The 21,135-nt window shown below is 71.6% G+C and carries 17 protein-coding genes; 4 read left to right on the top strand and 13 right to left on the bottom strand.

The window, feature by feature from the left end; translation table 11 throughout:
- From AB0F91_RS41075 to AB0F91_RS41105, 7 genes are all read right to left on the bottom strand, one after another.
- On the bottom strand, nucleotides 1-111 hold a 111-nt coding region (locus AB0F91_RS41075; RefSeq protein WP_360606998.1), incomplete at its 3' end, for an NAD(P)-binding protein.
- 104 nt (nucleotides 112-215) lie between these two features.
- On the bottom strand, nucleotides 216-1,019 hold the full coding sequence (locus tag AB0F91_RS41080) for a hypothetical protein (protein WP_360606897.1): 804 nt from the start codon (nucleotides 1,017-1,019) through the stop codon (nucleotides 216-218).
- On the bottom strand, nucleotides 1,016-1,678 hold the full coding sequence (gene sigM, locus AB0F91_RS41085) for an RNA polymerase sigma factor SigM (protein WP_360606899.1): 663 nt from the start codon (nucleotides 1,676-1,678) through the stop codon (nucleotides 1,016-1,018). Before sigM ends, AB0F91_RS41080 begins: the two co-directional genes overlap by 4 nt.
- A 31-nt stretch (nucleotides 1,679-1,709) precedes the next feature.
- A complete protein-coding gene (locus tag AB0F91_RS41090; RefSeq protein WP_360606901.1) occupies nucleotides 1,710-3,308 on the bottom strand; it encodes a protein kinase family protein in 1,599 nt (532 codons plus the stop codon).
- 82 nt (nucleotides 3,309-3,390) lie between these two features.
- The gene (murJ, locus tag AB0F91_RS41095; RefSeq protein ID WP_360606903.1) at nucleotides 3,391-5,259 is read right to left on the bottom strand and encodes a murein biosynthesis integral membrane protein MurJ; all 1,869 of its coding nucleotides are present in this window, start codon (nucleotides 5,257-5,259) and stop codon (nucleotides 3,391-3,393) included.
- A gap of 676 nt (nucleotides 5,260-5,935) precedes the next feature.
- Nucleotides 5,936-8,101: a DUF6049 family protein gene (locus tag AB0F91_RS41100; RefSeq protein WP_360606905.1), complete on the bottom strand. Its 2,166-nt coding sequence runs from the start codon at nucleotides 8,099-8,101 to the stop codon at nucleotides 5,936-5,938.
- Between the two features lie 14 nt (nucleotides 8,102-8,115).
- Nucleotides 8,116-8,622, bottom strand: coding sequence for an NUDIX hydrolase (locus AB0F91_RS41105; RefSeq protein ID WP_360606907.1), 507 nt, complete (start codon nucleotides 8,620-8,622; stop codon nucleotides 8,116-8,118).
- A gap of 113 nt (nucleotides 8,623-8,735) precedes the next feature.
- On the opposite strand from AB0F91_RS41105, the gene AB0F91_RS41110 reads away from it, so the two are divergent.
- The 4 genes from AB0F91_RS41110 to AB0F91_RS41125 all read left to right on the top strand — a co-directional run bounded on the left by AB0F91_RS41110 (nucleotide 8,736) and on the right by AB0F91_RS41125 (nucleotide 12,570).
- Entirely contained in the window at nucleotides 8,736-10,181 is a 1,446-nt protein-coding gene (locus tag AB0F91_RS41110) for a CCA tRNA nucleotidyltransferase (RefSeq protein WP_360606909.1), read from the top strand.
- A gap of 187 nt (nucleotides 10,182-10,368) precedes the next feature.
- Entirely contained in the window at nucleotides 10,369-11,709 is a 1,341-nt protein-coding gene (locus tag AB0F91_RS41115) for an ATP-binding protein (protein ID WP_360606911.1), read from the top strand.
- 106 nt (nucleotides 11,710-11,815) lie between these two features.
- Nucleotides 11,816-12,325, top strand: a complete 510-nt coding sequence (locus tag AB0F91_RS41120) for a class I SAM-dependent methyltransferase (RefSeq protein ID WP_360606913.1) — start codon at nucleotides 11,816-11,818, stop codon at nucleotides 12,323-12,325.
- Nucleotides 12,322-12,570, top strand: coding sequence for a hypothetical protein (locus AB0F91_RS41125; RefSeq protein ID WP_360606915.1), 249 nt, complete (start codon nucleotides 12,322-12,324; stop codon nucleotides 12,568-12,570). Before AB0F91_RS41120 ends, AB0F91_RS41125 begins: the two co-directional genes overlap by 4 nt.
- Here AB0F91_RS41125 and AB0F91_RS41130 read toward each other — a convergent pair.
- The 6 genes from AB0F91_RS41130 to AB0F91_RS41155 form a co-directional block, all read right to left on the bottom strand.
- Nucleotides 12,556-14,448: a TNT domain-containing protein gene (locus AB0F91_RS41130; RefSeq protein ID WP_360606917.1), complete on the bottom strand. Its 1,893-nt coding sequence runs from the start codon at nucleotides 14,446-14,448 to the stop codon at nucleotides 12,556-12,558. The two genes, AB0F91_RS41125 and AB0F91_RS41130, sit on opposite strands and share 15 nt — an antisense overlap.
- Nucleotides 14,449-14,490: 42 nt before the next feature.
- Complete coding sequence (locus AB0F91_RS41135; protein ID WP_360606919.1) at nucleotides 14,491-15,564, bottom strand: ADP-ribosylglycohydrolase family protein; 1,074 nt, start codon at nucleotides 15,562-15,564, stop codon at nucleotides 14,491-14,493.
- 28 nt (nucleotides 15,565-15,592) lie between these two features.
- Nucleotides 15,593-17,839, bottom strand: coding sequence for an ADP-ribosylglycohydrolase family protein (locus AB0F91_RS41140; protein ID WP_360606921.1), 2,247 nt, complete (start codon nucleotides 17,837-17,839; stop codon nucleotides 15,593-15,595).
- Nucleotides 17,840-19,222, bottom strand: coding sequence for a TNT domain-containing protein (locus AB0F91_RS41145; protein ID WP_360606923.1), 1,383 nt, complete (start codon nucleotides 19,220-19,222; stop codon nucleotides 17,840-17,842). It lies immediately after the preceding gene.
- Between the two features lie 28 nt (nucleotides 19,223-19,250).
- Nucleotides 19,251-19,616: a hypothetical protein gene (locus AB0F91_RS41150; protein WP_360606925.1), complete on the bottom strand. Its 366-nt coding sequence runs from the start codon at nucleotides 19,614-19,616 to the stop codon at nucleotides 19,251-19,253.
- 116 nt (nucleotides 19,617-19,732) lie between these two features.
- Nucleotides 19,733-21,031, bottom strand: coding sequence for an MFS transporter (locus AB0F91_RS41155; RefSeq protein ID WP_360606927.1), 1,299 nt, complete (start codon nucleotides 21,029-21,031; stop codon nucleotides 19,733-19,735).
- Between the last annotated feature and the right edge of the window lie 104 nt (nucleotides 21,032-21,135).

The raw sequence follows: 21,135 nt of genomic DNA on the forward strand, positions 1-21,135 counted from the left end.
GCCCTCGAACACCAACGGCTCGAGCTGCGCGCGCGCCGCGTAGACCGCGGCCGTGTAACCGGCGGGACCCGACCCGACGATGATCAAGTTCCTGATTTCCTCGGCAGCCACCCGTGAACCTCCGCTCGTAGTGACCTGTGCACTGGTCTCAACACGATCGTAGGTGGCGGTGTTCCCGACGGTGACGGCCGCTACTCACCCGTCCCGACCAGCGGTTATTTCTTGCCGACGACCTTGTCGAACAGCTTGTCGGCGTGGCCCGGTCCGCAGTCGGCCCCGAAGGCCACGAGACGGAACTGCGCGAGCTGACCCGTCGTGTAGATGACGAGCACGCCGGGTTTGCCGTCGACGGTCACCGGCCGGACGCCCTCCGGCCGCACGTCCGGGTCCAGACCGGCCGCGCTGACGCACGCGTCGAGGCGCTGCTCGTCCTGAAGCGGGCCGAAGTCGCGGACGCCCATGGCTTCGCCCAGCAGCGCTTCCGCCCCGTTGCCGTCGCTGCCCACGGACGGTCCCGCCGGTGCGGGAGCCGCCACCCCCGCGGTGCCGCTCTCCGTCGACGTGCCGGGCACGGCCACGGCGATCGCGACGATCGCCGCCGCGGCCGCCGTCAGAATCCCCGCGCCCCAGCCGAGCCGCTTGTTCCGCCGCCGCCGTGCTGCCGCGAGGTCCACCACGGACGCCACGCCGGGCTCAGCCGGTGCCGGCACCGCACCCGACCCCGCTGCCGGAAAAGAGGCGGCCTGCCGGGACGCGGCCTCCGCGGCCAACGCCTGGTCGATCCGCGCGGCGTACTCCGCCGGCATCGGCGGCGCCGGCTCGTCCGCCAGCGCGGCCAGGTCCGCCGTGGTCGCCTCGAGGGCTTCGATGATCGCGCGCGCTTCGGGATCCGCCTGGACCCGCGGCCACAGCCGCGCCGCCTCGTGTTCGTCCAGCACCCCGGCGTGGAGGTCGGCCAGCACGTCGACAGACCAAGGCGGACCGACGGTCCCGCCGGCCCCCCAACTCTCGTCCGTCATCGTGCCTCCCCGTTCCCCGGCGAGCGGTCGGCTCGCCCGGCACTCCGGGACCCGTCCGAAGTGGCGCTCCTGCGTTTGCTTTCGTGAGTTGGGACGTTCGCATTCGCATCCGGGTTCCGCAGGTGCCCCAGAACCTTCGCGAGTTTGCCTCTTCCTCGCGCGCAGCGGCTCTTGACCGTGCCCTCCGCGATGCCGAGCAGCTTCGCCGTCTCGGCTACGGAGTACCCCTCGACGTCGACGAGCAGGATCGGCGCGCGCTGCTCCTCGGGCAGCTGCTCCAGCGCTTCGCGCACGAGCAGGCTCGTCTCCTTCTCGGACATCGAGTCGCGCGGCGAGGCCGGCTCGTTGAAGCCCGCCTCGGGCAGGGGAACGGTGGGGCGCGCCTGCTTGCGGCGGATGCGGTCGAGGCACGCGTTGACGACGATGCGGTGCAGCCACGTGGTCACCTGCGACTCGGCTCGGAAGTTGCCCGCCGCGCGGAAGGCCGAGATGAACGCCTCCTGCAACGCGTCGGCGGCTTCCTCCGGATCACGCAGCGTCCGCAGGGCCACGGCCCACAGACGGTCCCGGTGCCGCCGGACGAGTTCGCTGAACGCATGCGGGTCCCCGGCGGCGTGCGCCGCTATGAGATCCGCGTCCGTGGGAGCTGCAGCCGTCACCCGGCAGAGCCTACTGAGTGGGAGATGTCGGTCACCCCGCAGGCAGGAAGCTCACGTCTCCGATCTCGCTGATGAAGCCGCCCTCGCTGTCGTCGCCCAGCTGGGTGATCCACACGACGAAGTACTGGCTCTCCGTCGGCGTCTCGAGGTTGATCGTCGTGTCGGTGCCGTTGAGGTCACCGGTGCCGACCACCTTGGTGTCGGCCAGCTTCGGGTTCTTGCTGTCGGCCGAGCGGATCTCGATCTTCGTGCCGGGGCTGTCGGCTGCGATCTTCACCTGCGCGAGCTTCACCGGGTCGCCGAACTGCACCACGAACCCGACGCCGGGTTTCAGCACGGGCAGCTGCTGCTGGTACTGGTCGGTGCGCCAGACCGTGCCCGGGTCGCCGTCGATCGTGTTCTTCACCCGGCTGGAGTTGTCGCCCGAGCCCTTGGGGTTGTAGATCGTGGCTGTCTTCGGCTCCACGGCCTGGCCGAGCTTCGGCGCGGCCGGCGACGACGGCGGGGGCGCCGCCGAGTTTGCGGCCGGCGGAGCGGTCGGCGTGGGAGTGGCCGCGACGTTGATCGTCGGGCCGCTCGCCTTGGAATCGCCCTGGAACAGGTTGATCAGCATCAACCCGCCCCACGCCAGGATCAGCACGGTGGCAACGACCAGCACGGTCACGCCGAACGCCAGCTTCCGCCGCCGCGCGACGTCCTTCACCGGCTTCTTCGTGGTCCAGATCGTGCCGTCGGCCTCGGTCGTGGCGTCCTCGCCGACGGCCTTGATCAGCTGCGTGCGCTCCTCGGCCTCGGCGGCTTGGTCGAGCACGCGCAGGATGGCCGAGCTCGTGCGGATACCGCCGTTGCCGCCGTCCTCGATCGTGCGCACGGCCAGCGAGGACAGCTCTGGCGACACGGCCGGGACCAGTGTCCGCGGCGGCACGACGTGGCCCTGCGGGGTCAGCGGCGCCGCGGGGATCGCGGGCGGCCCCCCCGGCAGCGCCCAGCGTCCCGTGAGCAGCAGGTAAAGGACGGCACCGAGGGCCTTCACGTCGTCGCGCAGCGTCGCGTCCGGCAGCGGGCCGGGGAACGCGAGCTTCAACACGCCGTTGGGCGTCAGGCGCAGCCGCTGGGGGTGGTCCAGACCGAGGACCAGGCCGTTCTGGTGCGCGTGCTCCACCGCTTCGGCGAGCGCCTGCACCATGCGCGCGGCCGCGGCGGGCGCCACCGGCCGCTGCGCGACCAGGTCCACCAGGTCGCTGCCCTTGGTCCACTCCGCGACGACGACGCCGAGAAGTCCCTCGTTCGAGGTCACGCCACTGCCGAGACTGAGCACGTCGAGCACCCGCGCGACCCCGCCGTGGCCGAACTTCGACGCGTGCGCCGCGCGCTCCAGCGTCCGCCGGGCCAGCCTCGCGGCCTCCGGATCCGCCGGATCACCGACCAGCAGCGTCAGCGCGACATCGCGTTTGAGCTGCCCATCGCGCGCCCGCCACAGGTGCGCGGCGGCTCGTTCGTCCACCCCGAACTGCGCGAGCAGGCGGTACCGGCCGTCGCCGACGACCCGGCCCGGGGCCAGCGAACCGCCCTGGGCACGAATGCCCGCACGGTTGGCCTCCCCTGCCTGTTCGCTCCGTCTCGTGTCCACCGCTTCTCTCCCGCGTCGCGCTCCCGCACCGAGGGTACCCGGATCAGGTCTGGAGGAAGCGTCGTCAGTCGTGAATCAATCGTTACCCGCGCTTGATCAATCGGGTGATTCTGGATGTGGCCGGCTTCAGCTCCTCCACCTTCAGGGCCATGAGCACGCCGAACGAGACGCCGATGCCCACGATTCCCTGCAGGAAGAGCTTGATCCAAGCCTGCACAGTCGGGCCGAGAGACGACGGCACGACCAGCCCGGCCACGTACGCCGCGGCGACGCCGAGCACGCACGCGACCACGGTGAAGAGGATCACCCCGATGATGCGCTTGCTGCGCAGGTTGCCGAGCGTGACCCACAGCCAGACCTGGCCGAGCACCGCGCCGACCACGTACGTGAGCGCGTTGACCATCATCACGCCCAGCACCACGTTATCGGGCGACAGGAGGACAGGGCACAGGTACAGCAGCGGCACCTTGACCAGCGTCATCACGATCATGATCAAGGTCGGCGTGCGCGCGTCCTTCATCGCGTAGAACACGCGCATCTGGAGCATGACCAGCGCGTACGGCAGCAGGGCGAACGACGAGACCGCTAGCGCCTCACCGAGCCGGGTGGCGCCTTCCAGCGAGCCCTTGCCGAACGTGAACAGGGCGACACCGATGGACGAGCCGACGATCGTCATCACCGCCGAGATCGGCAGCAGCGTGACGGTGGAGATCCGCGACGCGTAGGACAGGTCGCCGATCAGCTTCTTGTGGTCGCCGTCGGCGGCGGCGCGGCTCATCCGCGGCATGATCGCGGTGAGCAGTGAGACGCCGATGACGCCGTAGGGCAGCTGGAACAGCAACCACGCGTTCGTGTAGGCCGTGACACCGCCGGGCGCGCCATTGGTGAGCACGCGGGTGGTGATCGTGTAGCCGATCTGGCTCACGCCGACGTACCCGATGACCCACAGCGCCAGCCCGCCGAACTCCTTCATCCGCTTGTCGATGCCCCAGCGCCACTTGGGCCGGAAACCCGTGCGCAGCAGGGGCGGGACAAGGATGATCGCCTGCGCGACGATGCCGCCGGTCACGCCGAGACCCAGGGTGAGCACCTTGGGGTCGGTGATCGACGGGTGGTCCGTGTCGATCGAGCCGGGCATCACCCACACGACCAGGATCGTGAAGATGACCACCACGTTGTTGATCACCGGCGCCCAAGCGGTCGGGCCGAAGATCTGCTTCGCGTTGAGCATGGCCGAGAGCAGCGCGAACACACCGTAGAAGAAGATTTCGGGCAGCAGCAGGTAGGCGAAGGCCGTGGTCAGGCCGGAGCTGGCCTGACCTGAAGAATCGACGTACAGCGATGTGAAGGCCGGCGCGGCGATCACCGCGATGAGCGTGCCCCCCAGGAGCAGGGTCAGCCCCACAGTCAGCAGCCGCTGGGCGTACGCCGCACCGTGGTCCGGATCGTCTTGCGAGCGCACCAGCAGCGGCACCACGACACTCGTGAGCACACCGCCGATGAGCAGCTCGAAGATGATGTTCGGCATCGTGTTGGCGACGTTGAACGAGTCGTTGGCGATGCCCGTGCCGATCGCCGCCGCCAGCAGCAGCTTCCACAGGAAGCCGGTGATGCGGGAGATCAGCGACGCGATCGCCATCCGGCCGCTGGCCTTGGCGATCGACGGCGTCTTCGCCGGCACGACCGGCTGTTCACCGGTGGAGCCCGGTTCGGTGGGCTGGACCAGCGGCGCGTCGCCGATCCGCGGCATGACCTGGGTGGCCAGCGCGTCGTACGGGCGCATCGAGTCGGGGTCGGCCACCGGCCAGCGCGAAGCCGCCATGGGGACGCCGGCGGTGCGCGGGATGAAGCGGGTGGCTTCGGGGTCGCGCAGCGCCTCTTCTTGCCACGGCCGGATCGGCGCGCCCGGACGCGGGCCGCGGCCGCGGTGCGGCGCGGGGGCCGGCGGCAACGGCTGTGGCCCGGAAACGGGACCTGAAGCCGGAGGCGGCAATGGCTGTGGCCCGGAAACGGGACCCGAGGCCGGAGGCGGCAACGGCTGTGGCCCGGAAGGCGGACCCGAAGGCTGTGGCAGTGGTGGCCCGGACGGCGGTGTCCCGACCGGCATCGGCCCGGACGGCGGTGGCCCGGACGGTTGCGGCAGTGGCTGCCGGCCCGATTGCGGGGGTGGCACCGGGGGCACGGGTTGCCGTCGCGTGGGCGGCGGCGGTGTCGCCTGGGCGCGGGACGCCTGGCGCGGCTGTCCCTGCTGCGCGGGCGGAGGTACGCGGCGCTTCGGCCGCTCGTCCGGAGCCGGACGCTGCGGGCGCTCGGTGCGCTCTTCGGCGGGGACCGGCAGGTGGCGCGTGCGCCCGTTGGCCGGTGGCGGCTGGCGACGTTCGGGCGGCACCTGGCCCTGGGGCGGCGGCTGCCGCCGGCCTTCGCGGGCGGCGCGGCGCGGCTGTTCGGTGCGTTCGCCGCGCCGAGGAGGCGCGCCGTCGCGCCGAGGACGACTCGCACGCTCGGGTGGTAAGCCCGGGTCTCTGTCCAACGCGCGCCCAATCCTCGGTGCCAGGGTCCCTGCCATTGTGGCAGCGGTCGACCCAGGGTAATCGGGAACTGCCTCCGACACCCGGTTCCCCGAGGACTCAGCGCGATTCGGCCCTGGCGGTCTGGCCTTCCTTGACCCGCCGGTAGATCCGCCGCGACGCCAGGAGGAGCAGGGCACAACCAGCGACGACGGTGATGATGATCGTGATGGGGCCGTACTCCGTCGAGGTCAGCTCGAAGCGCGCCGTGCTGCCGAGCTGCGTGCCCGCCGGGGTGGTCAAGGACACATCCACGCTGAGGCGCCCGGCGCGCAAGGCCTCGATCTGCAGCAGCTCGTTCTTGCCGCCCTTGGCCGGGAAGAACCAGTTCTGCACCTGCTCGGGGCGGATGCCGACCTCGTTCTTCAGCGCGATCTGCGCGGTGATGCCCACCGGGAGGTCGTTGCTCACGAACACGGGCAGTGGTGACGAACCGGACGCGAGCGCGATCGTCTGCTTCGGCTGTTCGACCGTCACCTGGTCGCGGATCGCGGCGAGCTCGGCATCGGCGTTCGCGCCGGCCGCGCTGCCCGAGGGGGTGCGGTAGGCCGTGGACGCGCCGCGCACGAGGGCGTCGCGCACCGGCGCGACGATGGACTCCGGCGGCACGCGGCGGGTGGTGTCCATCCGCATGGCCGAGAGCAGGCCGGCGGCCTGGCCGTCGAGGTCCGTCAGCGCGTCGGCGACGTCCCCGCCCCCCGACAGCGGCTGGTCGTGGGTGCCGGCCGCGAACGACGCCGTGCCCGAAGCGTTCTGGTCCAGCAGGTCGGGCAGCGACGTGCCGCCGGCGACGCCGCCGGGGCCGAGGAGCCGGCCCACGTTCTGGAGGAACGCGGTGAGCTCGCCCACCGGCACGTCCCAGCGCCGCGGCGGCGCGACGAGCAGCTGAGTGCCCGGCTCGATGCCGGTGCGGCCGAGGCCGGCTTCGAACGCGATGGCGGCGAGGCCGTTCTGGCTCGCGATCGCGGGCTGCGTCGCGGCGCCGACGGTGGTCGGGGTCTGCGCGTTGGGCGCGGAACTCGTCATGGCGCCGGCGATGACGCTGTCGATCGGCTGGGCGCGCAGGCCGCCGGGCAGCGAGACAGGGCCGGTGACGGGCGCGTCGGCCTGCAATTTGGAGCCGTCGGTGAGCACGGTGTGCACGCCGGCCGCCGACATCGCGGTGAGCGCCTGGTCGTCGGGTGTGCCGTCGGGCCAGAGCACGCCTTGGCGCGGCTGCGTGTGCAGGAGATCGCGGATCGTCGCCTCGCCGCTGAGCGCCGTGCTCAGCAGGCCGCTGTCCGGCGTGCCGGTGGCGGAGCGGACCTTGCCCAGCGTGGTGAGGTCGGCGTCGGCGAAGGGCAGGGCGATCACGCAGTGGCCGTTGACGAGCGTGCGCAGCTGCACCAGCCAGTCCTGCGCCATCTGCGAGCCCTTGCCCGGCGCGCCGGCGACGACGTAGCCGCCGGTCATCGCGTTGACGGTGCGCAGCAGGTCGGGGTCGACCGCGAAGCACATGGACTCGCTGACGGTCGGGTCGGCCTGCTGGGCCGCGCGGGCCGCCGCGACGAGGGAGTGCAGGCGTCCGTTCGGGCTCAACTCTGCCGCGAGGGTGTCGTCGGTGAGCGTCAGCCGGCCGCCGTACGGGAACGACTGCACGTGCGGCGCGCTGTCGGTGATGGGCCACAGCACGCTGACGTCGGCGTGCTTGCCCGGCGTCGCCGACTTCCCGGGCGCGGACAGCACCGGCATGAGCAGGCTCACGGCCGCGAGCCGCGCGGGGCCACCGAACTCCGGCGTGCCGTTGACGTTGACCAGCATCGGGTACACGCCCGGACGGCTGAGCTGGCCGCCGCGCAGGCCGTCGAGCGGCACGCTGACGTCGAGGTGGGCACTCTGCCCCGGCTCCAGCGACTCGGTGAGCGTGGTGAAGTCGGTGAGCGGGCTGTCCTGGATCGGCTCGCCGGCCAGCACCCCCTTCAGCTCGCGGTCGCCGGTCAGGCGCTCGCCGACCTGCAGCCGCACCTGCGGACGGGAGATGCGGCGGTCGCCGATGTTCGTCACGGTGCCGGACACGGTCAGCGTCTTCGCCGACGTGGTGATCACGCGCGGGTTGAGCTGGTCGAGGTCGAGCCGCAGGCGCGGGGGCTCGGGGCTGGCGGCGTCCTGGGCCTGCGCGGGCGCGCCGAGGAGGGCGGCCGCTGCGAAGACCAGCAGGGACAGGAAGAAGGCGGCGGGCCGCTTCACTCGGGTGCTCCCTCTCAGGCGCGCTCGTCGTGCGCGAAAAGTTCTTTGGCCTTGCGGACCAGCTTGCGTTCGTCCGCGTAGGCCAGCGTCGTCTCCAGCTCGGCCAGCGGCACCCACGCGACCTCGGTGACCTCGACGTCCTCGTCGGAGAGCTCGCCACCCGTCGACTCGAGCAGGAAGTGGTGCACGGTCTTGTGCACGCGGCGTCGTTCGGCCACGAACCAGTAGTCGATGGTGCCCAGCGGGCGCAGGACCTGCGCGGAGATGCCTGTCTCTTCCTTCACCTCGCGCATCGCCGTCTGCTCCACCGTCTCACCGTCCTCGATGTGGCCCTTCGGCAACGACCAGAGCAGTCTGCCGTGCCGGTCGAGGCGGCCGATCAGCACCGCGTGTTCCCGCCCGACGTCGACGACCAGTCCGCCGGCCGACGTCTCGTCGACCGTGGTCAGGCGCCTGCCTCGCTGCCGCCTGCGCCGGCGGCGCGGCTTCGGCGCTCCGGCGCGGCCGGCAGATCCAGGCATGCTGCGATGCTAGAGCAAACGGTTGCCCAGGTACGCTGGCTCTCCGTGTCCGTGTCCGACGGCGTCCGTAGTAGTGGACGCCACTTCCCGTTGTCAGCTAATGGTGGGATGAAGTGAACAACCTGGTCGCCCAGCAGAACGCGGTGACGGAACTGATGCGAGTGTCCCCCCTGGCCGATGAGCTGGCGGAGCGGTTCGCGCGAGCCGGCCACAGTCTCTACCTGGTCGGTGGCAGCGTGCGCGACGCGCTGCTCGGCCGGCTCTCGAGCGACCTCGACTTCACCACCGACGCGAGGCCGGACCGCGTGCTCCAGATCGTGAGCGACTGGGGTGACGCCGTGTGGGACGTCGGCATCGCGTTCGGCACGGTCGGGGTCACCAAGAAGGGCACCACCCTCGAGATCACCACGTTCCGCGCCGACAGCTACGACCGCGTCGGGCGCAACCCCGAGGTCACCTTCGGTGACACCATCGAGGGTGACCTGCTGCGTCGCGACTTCACGGTCAACGCGATGGCGATCGACCTGGTCACGAAGACGTTCATCGACCCCCACGACGGCATGGATGCGCTGCGGCTGAAGGTGCTCGACACCCCGGCGACGCCGCAGGAGTCGTTCGCCGACGACCCGCTGCGCATGCTGCGCGCTGCCCGTTTTTCCGCGCAGCTCGGCTTCACCGCCGCACCGCGCGTGGTCGAGGCGATGACGTCGATGGCGAGCGAGATCGAGCGGATCACGGCCGAGCGCGTGCAGGCGGAGCTGTCGAAGCTGATGCTCGCCGCCGACCCGCGGCCCGGCCTGGAGCTGCTCGTCGACACGGGCCTGGCCGATCACGTGCTGCCCGAGCTGCCCGGCATGCGCCTGGCCATCGACGAGCACCACCAGCACAAGGACGTCTACCAGCACTCGCTGACCGTGCTGGCGCAGGCGATCGCGCTGGAGACCACGCACGAGCCGGCGTCGGGACCCGACCTGGTGCTGCGGCTGGCCGCGCTGCTGCACGATGTCGGCAAGCCGGAGACGCGCGAGTTCCTGCCCGGCGGCGGCGTGAGCTTCCACCACCACGAGGTCGTGGGCGCGCGGATGGCGCGCAAACGTTTGCGAGCGCTCAAGTTCTCGAAGGAGATCGTGGAGCAGGTCTCGCAGCTCGTGTTCCTCCACCTGCGCTTCCACGGCTACGCCAACGGCGAGTGGACGGATTCGGCCGTGCGCCGCTACGTCACCGACGCGGGCGACCTGCTGACGCGGCTGCACAAGCTCGTGCGCGCCGACTCGACCACGCGCAACCGCAAGAAGGCGGCCGCGCTGCAGGCTACGTACGACGACCTCGAGCGGCGCATCGCGACGTTGAAGGAGCAGGAGGACCTCAACCGGGTCCGCCCCGACCTCGACGGCAACGAGATCATGCGGCTGCTCGGCCTCAAGCCGGGTCCGCAGGTCGGCAAGGCGTGGAAGTTCCTCAAGGAACTACGGCTGGACCGCGGTCCGCTGGACCACGACGAGGCCGTGGCCGAGCTCAAGAAGTGGGCCGAGTCGGAGGGCATCGCGCCCACCGAGTGATCTCGCGCTGCGGGCACGGGTGATCACCTTGGGGTCGTCGCGGAGCCTTTCGAGCGAACACGAGTCGAATTCGTGATCGCGAATCCGCCAAGATCCCCCTTTGGCCTCTGGAACGCGGCCCGGTGAGCGGGAATACTCGCTGCCCCGGGCGCTGCCGGAGGGGGCGCGCCCCGAACCGGGGAGATCGATGACGGCGCAGGCAACTGAGGACCAGGACGGCCGGCCGCCTCGCACGTCGAGCTTCCTCGTCACCCTGTTGAAACGCGGCACGCCCGCGCTCGCGACGGCGACAACCGGGCTCACCGACGAGATCGCCGACCCGACGCCGCTGCGGGCGTTCAAGCGGATCTCGCGCATGGCGGGCGCGGTCGACGCCAGGTACAACGACGGGCTGCTGCTGCGCGCGGCCCGGTACGTGGTGCTGGTGCCGCTGGCCTACCGGATCGTGGCCGTGCCGGGCGCGTTCGGCGCGTTCGTGTCGGCGCACGGTTCGACCGGGGTGGTGCCCGTCGCGCTGGTGGCGTTGTGCTCGATGGCGATGAGCGTGTTCGGGATCTACTGGATGCTGCGCTCATCGCCCTTCCGTTCCGACCTCGCGGCGCGGCTGCTGGTGGCCGACCTGATCATCACGGTGGCGTTCCAGCTGGTCATCGGCCTGACCGAGCCGACATCGGTGTTCCACGACGCCCTCGGGGTCGCGGACAAGCACCTGCTGGGTGACATTGCGCTGCTGACGCTGGCCATCGGCATCCCGTCGGGGCTGGCGCTCGCGGCGCTGAGCCTGCCCGTGCGGCTGCTGTCCGATTTCCTCAACAGCGGCTCGGCGAACTTCGCGCAGGCCTGGTCGCTGTACCCGACGATGTTCGGGGTGCTGTTCACCGGCATCGGCGCGCTGATCCTGCTCGGCCTAGGCACGCGGCTCGCGCTGGCCTACGGCATCCGCAACGGCCGGCTCGCCGAACGCGCGCAGCAGCACCGGATGCTGCACGACACCGTGCTGCAGACACTGGAGGCCATCTCGCTCGGCGGCACCGGCGAGTCGGCCGACCGGCTCGTGGAGGTGCAGCGGCTGGCCCGCGCCCAGGCGATGGAGCTGCGGCAGACGATCGAGACGGCGGCGGCGCAGCGTGACAAGGAAGCGTCGCGGCCCCTGGGCGAGAAGCTCGCGGCGCTGGCGGCGGAAATGGCGCGCGACGGCCTGCGCGCGCAGCTGGTGATCGCGGAGCTCGACGAGGACACCCTGTCGGAAGTGCGCCAGATCGCGCTGCGCGACGCCGTGCGCGAGTCGTTGCGCAACACGATGAAGCACTCCGGCACGGACAAGGTCGTCGTGCGCGTGGAGGAACGCGACGGCGGCATCGCGGTGATCACGCGCGACCACGGGCAGGGGTTCAGTCCTGACGCGCGGAACGCGGGGTTCGGCATCAGCCAGTCGATCAACGCGCGCCTCGGCGAGGTCGGCGGCACGGCGCTGGTGGAGTCGACGCCCGGCAGCGGCACGCGGGTGACGTTGTGGGTGCCGTTCTGATCGGCCTGCTAGACACGAGCGTGTGATCCTTGCCGATGCGCTTGCCGCCTACCGTGCCGGAGACGTTTCGCGGGCTCTTGAGCTCGCTTCACAGGCTGATTCACCGTTGGGCGCCGAGCTTTCCGCGTACCTCGCGACCGACGGCTCCGGGCCGGTGTACGACCAGCCCGTGGCGTTCACCGCGTTCATCCGCGGTGGTGGCAACGTCTCGCTGTACGAGCGGCTGAGCGCTGCGCTGGCCACGAAGTACGCGGCGCTGCGCCCGGAATCCTTGCTGGACCTCGGTTGTGGCGACGGCCTGGCCGTGGTCCCGGCGCTGACGCAGTCGTCGTTCCGGCCGGTGCGGATCGACCTGGTGGAACCGTCGGCGGCTTTGCTGGCAGACGTCGATCTGCCCGGCGCGAACCGCTTCGCGGCGACGGCGGAGAGCTTCCTCGGAGCGAACGGTTCCACGTGGAACCTTGCGCAGTCGACATTCGCGATGCAGTCGATGACGCCCCCGGTGCGGGCCGCGGTGCTGCGCGAACTGCGGCCGCGGACGGGAACGTTGGTGCTGGCGGAGTTCGACGTCCCGGGTTGGACGAGGGGTCGCCGGAGTTTCTGCAGTCGCTGGTGACGCGATACGAACGCGGCGTCGCCGAGTACGGCGATCAGGCTTCTCTTGTCGCGCAAGGCTTTCTGCTGCCTGTGCTGCTCGGCGTCGCCGCGGGTGCGGAGCGGACGAACTGGGAGCAGCCCGCGTTGGCGTGGGTGGCTCAGCTTGAGCTCGCGGGTTTCACCGACGTTGTGGTGGAGCCGCTCTCGGACTATTGGTGGTCGCCCGCTGTGCTCATCACCGCGCGTGGTTCACACGCGGGATAGCGCCCCCGACTCCACGTGGTGCGCGATCGGCCGCGGCAGCAGGTAAGCGGTCGCGCCGCCCGGCTGGGGGCCCCACGGGGCCGTGACGCCGGTGAGCACGCGCAACGTGCGCTGCACCCGGTACTCGTGGCGCTCGCGTTCGCGTTCGGGAGACAGCGATGTCTCGGCGAAGCGCGTGCCGGAGGGGTGGACGAGGTTGCCGGCGTCGTTGCCGAAGCGCAGGACCGTGGTACCGGCGGGGAGGACGACGACGCGTTTGCCGCGGAAGAAGCTCAAGGGCGGCTCGCCGCGCAACGGCAGGATCGGCCAGTCGGCGGGTTGGTCGGACTCGTCGGCGGCGCGCGGCGGCAGCATCAGCAGCGTGCCGAGAAGGAAGCGGGCGGCGTCGGCCAGGCTGCCGAAGGCGACGGGCGCGACGGCCGGCGGGCGGGAGACCTCCCAGCCGTTCTCGGCGCGGCGCAGGGTCCATACGTCGGCGACCGGCACCTCGTTGGCGCCGATCCGGTACGCGCTCGTGGGCACGCCGTGTTCGGTCAAGCGCTGGTGCAGCAAGGTCAGCGTCTCGGCGGCGTGCAGGTCGAGGCCCAGGTCGTCGCCGCGGAGGGCGCGGGCGAGGCGGCCGTCGTCGGGCAGCTCGGATTCCGAGCGCGTCGGGCGGGGGGTGCCGAGGATCTCGGCCTCGGCTGTCGCGCGGACGAGCTCGCGCACGAGCGGCGGACGGAAACCGGCACCACGAATGTGGTCCACCAGCTCGGGCTCCGGCGGTACGCCGTACTTGCGCAGGTAGTGCGGCACGGCCGCGGGCCACACCCAGGTGCCGTCGGTGTGGAAGGCGTGTGGCACGTCGGGCGGCGCGCCCGGGGTGAAGATGTCGTGCTGCGGCTGCGGTCGGTGCAGCACGAGCGGCGCGCGGAACAGGTAGTCGAGCACGCCGCGCAGCTGGTCCGGCGGCACCGGGGGCCGGTTGACGACCGGGCGCTCGTTCTCGTTGTGCGCGTCGACCACGCGGGCGTGGCGGAAGGTGACGTCGAGGGGCTGAGCGGCTTTCGCGGCCAGCCACTCGGGCAGCTCCTTGGGCGGACGCGGGAACTGCGCGAGCTCCACGGCATACGATTCGGGCGCGGGCCGACCACCGTCGTTCGGGGGGACGCGCCACGTGGGCTCGTGCTCGGAATCGAAGTCGAAGTCGAACTGCGCCTCGGTGTCGAGCGTGAAGGTGCCCTGGAACCACGTACCGGTGTCGGGCGAGTACATCGCCGCGCGCAGCCGTGCGAACAGCGCGCTCAGCTTCGGCGGCGCGGACAGCGACACGGACACCGGTCCGTTCTCGTCGCCGACGGCGCGGACCTCCAGTTCCGCGTAGTCCCCGACCTGCCGGAACTGCGCGGCGACGCGCGTCCAGCCGCCGGGCACGGCGCGCAGCGTGCGGCCGATCGCGCGCAGCAGGGCACCGTGGTCGGCGCCGAGTTCCGGGCGCGGCTCGCCCTGGTCACGGCGCAGCTGCCACAGGCCCGTGACGCGCTTGGCCTCGGCGGTCGTCGAGAAGTCGGTGAGGCCGAGCTGCGCGGCGCGCGCCGGGTCGTGCTGCGTCCAGCGCAGCGTCAGCTCCTTGCCGTCTCCGGGCGCGACCTCGAACAGCTCGTCGTCGTACTCGCAGTACGTGCGCAGCGTGAACGTCGCGGGCACCTCGGTGGCCAGCACCACGCGCGCCGGGCGGCCCTCGTGCTCGCGGTCGAACCCGTCGGGCGCCTCTTCGTCCGGCAAGACGGACAGCAGCAGTGTGCCGTCGGTGGTCGAGCGCTCGGCCGCGAACGTGCGGTCGTCCAGCGTCGCGTACAAGCCGTCCGGGCGGTCTCCCGCCTCTACCCGGTAGCGCACGTCAGGTTCCTCCCCAATTTCCCCCGGTGACCGGGAAAGAACTTAGTCGACCGGGTAACGCGTGAACCAACCCTCGTCACTCGGTGAGTCGGGGCCGAACTCGGCGAGCGCGTCGTCCGCCAGCCTGGTGATCACGTCCCGGAGTTCGAGCCGCTCCAGCCAGCTGACGCGCAACGCCGCCTCGCCGTACATCGCGCCGACGAGGTTGCCGCACACCGAACCAGTGGAATCGCTGTCGCCGCTGTGGTTCACGGCCGCGAGCAGCGCGGAGTCCGGATCTTCGGTGGTCAGCGCGACATACACCGACATCGACAGCGCCGTCTCGCCGACGTTGCCCTCACCCAGCTCGGCCAGCCGCTCCGGCGTCGGCTGCCCGGACATCGCCAGGGCCTGCGCCATCGCGGCTTCCTGCTCCTCGTGACCCGGGTGGCGCACGAGCTCGGCGCGCGCGGTCGCGACGGCGTCGAGCAGCGGCGAACCGGCGAGCAACTGCTGCACGATCACGGCGAAGGCGCCGGCCGACAAATACCCGCTCGGGTGACCGTGGGTCAGGGCGGCGAACTCGGCCGCGAGCCGGAACACCTCGGCCGGGGCGGCGGACCACAGCGCGACGGGCGCCACCCGCATCACACCGCCGCAGCCCTTCGAGTTGTTCACCGGCCGCGAGACGCTGCCGCGCACGCCCGAGCGCCCGTACGCCTCCAGCTCGCCGAAACACGTGAGGCCCGGCGCGCGGCGGCTGAACAACGCGGCGTGCGTCACGAGCTCGCCGTCGGGCGCCGCGAGTGGGGAGTGCGGGCCGCGCGCCAGCTCCCACGGCACGCCCTGCGTGTGCAGCCAGCGCTGGTAGGCCAGCTGCACGGACTGCACCACGTCGGCGCTGCCCGTCCGCCGTTGCTGAGCGTGGGCGCGGATGAGCGCTTCGAGGGTGAAAAGCGTCATCTGCGTGTCGTCGGTGAAGCGCCCTTCGCCGCCGTACGCGGGGATGAAGTCGGTGATGCCGGCGGGCCCGGTGAGCTCGCGGATCCGCTCGATCGAATCGAACTCCGTCTTCGCGCCGAGCGCGTCGCCGATGGCGCCCGCGAGCAGGCAACCCCTCAGCCGCTGTGCCTCCATGACCCCATCTTTTCGAAGCCCCGCGGCGTCAGTGCCGCGGGTAGCGCTGCACCCACTCTTCACCCAGGAAACTCAGCGCGGAGCGGCGGTCGAAGTGCCACAGCGCGTCGGTGACGACCTGTTCGATGAGGTGCCGCAGCTCGAGCTGCTCGACCCACTTCTGCGGCAGCCCGGGCACGCCCACGCGGGCGCCGAGCAGGGCACCGGTGATCGCCCCGGTCAGCGCGCTGCGCCCGGAGTGGTTCACGGCGCGCAGCAGGGCTTGCTCGGGGTAGTTCTCGAACCCGGACAACGCGGCGAACGCGCGCCCCAGCACCGAAAGCGTGCCTTCGCCGTCGCCGATGAGCTCGGGCATCCGCAGGTCTGGCAGCCCGTGCTCGCCGAAGAACGGCACCGACTCGGCCACCATCGCCTTCACCGGCGCCCACTCGGGGCCGCTGACGAACGTGGTGTTGTGCTCGGTCAAGATCTCGCGCGAGAGGTTCCACACGGGGTAGCTGAACGCGTCCTTCGTGAGCACCGGCTCGAACAGCCAGGCCAGGTACGTCGCCACCGACAGGTCGTCCTCGTGCGGGTGCGTCACGCCGACGAGGTCGCGCACGGCTTGGCGCACGCCACCGCTGAAGCCCGTGCCGGGGCCGGCGGCGATGAGCGTGGCGGGCAGCGCGGCGATCAACGACGTCGGCCCGGTCAGCGGCACAGCCTGCGGAGATCCGGTGACCAGCGCGTGGTAGGCGTTGAGCTCGGCGTCATCCGCGGTGCGGCGGACGTGCAGGTCGGGCACCTTCACGAGCCAGCCGTCGGCGTCGTCGTACGGCGCGCCCTGCGTGTGCAGCCAGCGCAGCAACGCACCGCGCACCACCGACGGGAACTGCTGCTCGACCTCACGCGACTCCGGCTGCTCGCGGTGCGGGCTGCGGATCACGGCCTCGGTGTAGAACAGCAGCCGCTGCGTCAGCGAGCCGATGCGGCCCGGCTGGTCGAACGCGGCGGGCAGGTCGGCCACACCCTCGGACCCGAACTGCGTGACGATCTCGTCGAGCCGCATCCGGTCCACGGCCATGCCGAGCGCCTCGCCGAGCGCGAAGCCCACGTACGCGCCCGCGACGCGCTGCCAGCCGTAGCGGAAGTTCTCGAGGTCGCGGTCGGGATACTTGCCGAACGCGTCCAGGCGCGGGATCACGCGGCCGAGGTTGTCCCACCCTGGCACGAGACCATTGGTGCGCCAGTCGTTCGGCTTGCTGCGCGGCGGCTCCGCCATCGCGAGGCGGTTGAGCCACGACTGGCCCAGCACGGTGCGCTGGCACTCCTCGGCGGTGAGCTCGAAGCCGTGACGGCGCGCGTTTTCGGCCGCCGCCAGCGGCACGGCCACCGGTTCGGGCAGGCCCATCCGGGTGGCGGTGTCACTGGTGAGGCGCTCGAGGTCCTCTTCGGCCTCGGGGCCGCGCCCGTGCCGGTCGATGCGCGGCTCGTGGCGTGGGAAGCGCTTGGCGATTTCCGTGAGGTCCTGGCCTGAGACGTCCTCGAACGTCGCCGGGCCGCCGTTGATCACGAGGTTCGGCGGGTGCTCGAACTCGGCCAGCGTCGCGAGGTCCACGCGCCACCAGAAGTGCTCGCGCGGCGGGAAGTGGCGCGTCGCGCTGAACACGCGCAGCTCGTTGCGCTCTTCGGAGAAGTAGAAGCGGTCCGTGGCGCCGGTCTTCGGGTCGAGCGGCACGAAGACGTCGCAGCGCAGCAGGCCGATGAGCAGCTGCTCGCGCGTGAGCCAGCCGACGCTGGCGAACGCGAGCAACGTCTCCAGCGTGTTCTCCGGCTTCGGGTAGCCGCGGCGGATCGGGCCGGCCTTGTACTCGGGGTTCTCGCGCTCGTCGCCGGTCTGGCGTCCCTCGTCGTCGACCTTGACCCAGCCGGCCACGGCCTGCAGCGGCACGCCGAGCTCGCCGAACCCGGCCTTGACGTACTCGGGGTCCACGACTTCGCGCCAGCTCTCCTGGCCGGGGAACGCCACGGGGATGCTCAGCCCTCCTGGGGTCGGGGGTGCCTGGCGCAGCTCGCCGTCGGGCTCGCGGACGACCACCGACGGCGGGGGGAACAGTTCCTTGTCCGGGCGCCCGTCGTCAAGGAAAGCGGTGGTGTTGTACGGGATCGACCAGCCTTCGGGGATGCGCAGCACGCGGTCGTGGTCGACCCGCAGCCCACCAGGACCGGCGATCTGGGGACCGTGCACAGCGCGTAGCCAGTTCACGACCTTTTCCATCGCTTCCGCCGCTTCCACCTACTCGATCCTCTCCAGGCTTCCGTCGGACTCGTGCTCCGCGATCGGCTTGGGCAACACGTACGCCAGTGCTCCGCCCGGCAGGTTCGCCCAAGGCACCGTGACTCCGGTGACCACGTAGAGTGACCGTCGTAGGCGGTAGGTGTGCGCCACTCGTTCCCGTTCGAGTGGCAGTGACGTCGTGGCGAACCGTACCTCGCTGTGGTGGACCAGGTTGCCCGGTTCCTCCCCGAAGCGCAGGACGACCGTACCTTCGGGCAGCCGGGTGAGTCTCTTGTTGCGCAGCAGGGTCAGCGGCGGGTCACCCGCGGTCGGCTGGATGGGCCAGTCGTCCACTTCCTTCGCCGTCTCGAGCGGGGTTTCGCGTCCGCCCGTCCGCCGCGCCGGGTGCAGCAGGAGCGCGCCGAGCAGCTGCTGGGCCGCGTCGGGGAGGCGCTCGAAGGTCTGCTCCTGGCCGGCCGCCGAGGTGACGGTCCACCCGTCGTCGCCCCTGGTCAGGCACCATTTACCGGCCTCGACGGCGCCGATCCGGTAGGCCTGCGGCCACACCCCGAACGAACCGAGCCGCTGCACGAGCACCACCAGCAGCTGTTCGTCGGCCAGGTCCGGGTCAGGACTGGTCTCCAGCTCGGCGGCGATGTCGCCGGCGGTGCGCTGCCCGTCCTCGGGTTCGGGACGCGGCCGCGGGCGGCCCAGCAGGTCGGCTTCCGCCGTGCGGCGCACGAGGTGCTCGACGTACGGCGGCTGGAACCCCAGCTCACGGATGTGCGCGGCGAGCTCCGGTTCGGGCGCGATGCCGTGGTGACGCAGCTGGTGGGGCACGGTCTCGGGCCACAGCCACGTGCCGTCGGTGCGGTGCGCGTCGCCGACCAGCGCTTCGCGCTCGAGGTACTGCAGTACGAGCGGCAGCTCCTCGTCGGCCAGCGGCTCGCGCTCCTCCCCCACCTCGGCGGGGCGGGCCCGGCGGAACTCGACGCCGAGCGGCAGGCCGGTGCGCAGCCGCCACCAGTCGGGGATGTGCTCGTCCTTGCGGGGGAACGCCTCGAGCTCGTCGCGGTAGGCGCCGGCGTCGGGCGGGGTCGTCCACTGGGGTTCGCCATCGACGAAGAAGTCGAAGTCGAACGTGCCGTCGGGCGCGAGCACGAACCGCGCCTGCAGCCACGTTCCGCGGCCCTGGCGGTACATGCCCGCGCGCAGCGCGTGGAACATTTCGAGCAGCTCGGGGCCGGCCTCGGTGTTGCGCGGCTGGACTTCGGTGTGGTCGCCGACCTGGGCGAAGCCGATGCCGGCGGGCGCGCCCTCGTCGGGCTGGTGGGCGCGGATCAACCACCCGATCTCGACGAGCCGGCCGTGTTGGTCGGACTCGGAAAGTGGTGGTTCCACAGGTCTCAGCACATCCGGGTGCGCGGCGTTAGTAGCCGCGGCGCCGGTGCTGCGGCACGGCGCTCCGCGGAGGCAGCGGTCCTTGCGGCTTCACAGCGCCCTGCGCGGCGGGGCTCTGCGGCGCCGTACGCGGGCGCACGCGGCGCGGTGTCGGACGAGGGGACGGCATCTGGTGCGGCGCGGCGTCGGTGAGCGGGGCCTCGGCGAGCTGCTGCACCAGGGCCTGGACGGTGAACGCGAGCTGGGCGGGAGTGGTGCGCTGGAAGGTGTCCGGGGCGAACTCCAGCCGGCCCAGCGTGCCGCCGCTGCCGACGGTGGCCCGGACCAGCCCGTCAGGAGACGTCAGCACTGCAGGAGCGGCTTCCAGGGCGCGGTCGTCCCCTGCGGTACTCACGGTGGCCCCCCGCGTCGGTTGCACTCGCCGGGGTTCACCCGGCTGGGTCACGCGTCACTCTAATGCCAATGCGACGACCACTGGCCCCGTTCGGCCCAACGGTTTGCGGCAGCGAATCAGTTCGGCTGGTCCGGTACCGCGCGGCGGCGCGCCACGAGGTAACCGGCGCCGCCGAGGAAGTAGCAGATCGTGGCCGCGATCATCAGCCCCGGCGAGTACCCGTTGTCCGGGATGAAGACCGCGCCGATGGCCACGGCGGCCACCTGCGTGATGTTGAACAGCGTGTCGTACAGGGCGAACACCCGGCCGCGGGCCTCGTCGGCGACGTCGAGCTGGATCGACGAATCGACACACAGCTTGAGCACCTGGCCCGCACCGGTGATGAGGAACGACGCCAGCACCGCCAACGGCAGGACCATCGGCAGCCCGAGCGCCGACTGGGCGACGGCGGCCACCAGCAGCGCGCCGAGGATCGCGCGCAGTCGGCCGAAGCCGCGGATCAGCCGCGCGGTGAGCAGTCCCGCCACGAGGATGCCGGCGCCGGCGAGCGCCGCCATCTGGCCGAGTCCGGGCAGGCCGGCGCGGAAGACCCCGTCGTCGGTGAAGTAGTTGCGCATCAGCAGCACGGTGACCAGCAGCGAGATGCCGTAGGCCGCGCGGTGGGCGAACAGCGCGATGAACCCGGCCGTCACGCTCGGCGCGCGCCAGGCGTGGCGGGCGCCATCCGCGAGACCGCGGGCGACGGCGAGGAACGGGTTCGGCGGCTCGTCGACGACCGTCGGCCCGAGCACTCCGCGCGTGAACCGCCGGGCGATCAGCGCCGAGATGAGCGCGCCCAGCGCGGCGAACGCCGTCGTCTCGGCCGAGCCGAGGTTGTCCGCCCCGAAGACCGCGCGCAGCAAGATGGCGCACCCGCCACCGACCACGGCCAGCGCAGAGCCGAGCGTGGTCGCGAAGGCGTTGGCGGACACGACGCTCGCCGCCGGGACCACGTGCGGCAGCGAAGCGGACAGACCCGAGCCAATGAAGCGCGACAAGCCTTCGGCCAGCAGCGCGAGGGCAAAGAGCCCAGGTCCGCCGAGGCCCGTGCCCACGGCGGCGGCCGACGCGAGGATGGCGATCACCCGCAGCAGGTTCGCGAACACGAGCACGCGCCGGCGATCCCACCGGTCGAGCAGCGCGCCCGCGAACGGTCCCACCACGGAGTACGGCAACAGCAGCACCGCGAAGCCCTCGGCGATGGCCAGCGGATCGGCGGCGCGCTCGGGGTTGAACAGCACGGCGCCCGCGAGGCCCGCCCGGTACACCCCGTCGCCCCACTGCGCGGCGAACCGGGTGTAGAGCAGCCTGCGGAACTCGCGATCACGGACCAGGAGCTTCGGTCCGATCCGCTCCGTTGTCGCGCTGATCGTCACGGGGGCCAGCGTAGCTACGGGGTGAACGGCTCAGAAGGTCCTAATGAGCGCACTTCGCCCAGTGGGCCGGCGGCATTTTACTGAGCTGTGACGCCTCTGGTGGA

Source organism: Amycolatopsis sp. NPDC023774 (genome assembly GCF_040639695.1).
Taxonomy (GTDB): domain Bacteria; phylum Actinomycetota; class Actinomycetes; order Mycobacteriales; family Pseudonocardiaceae; genus Amycolatopsis.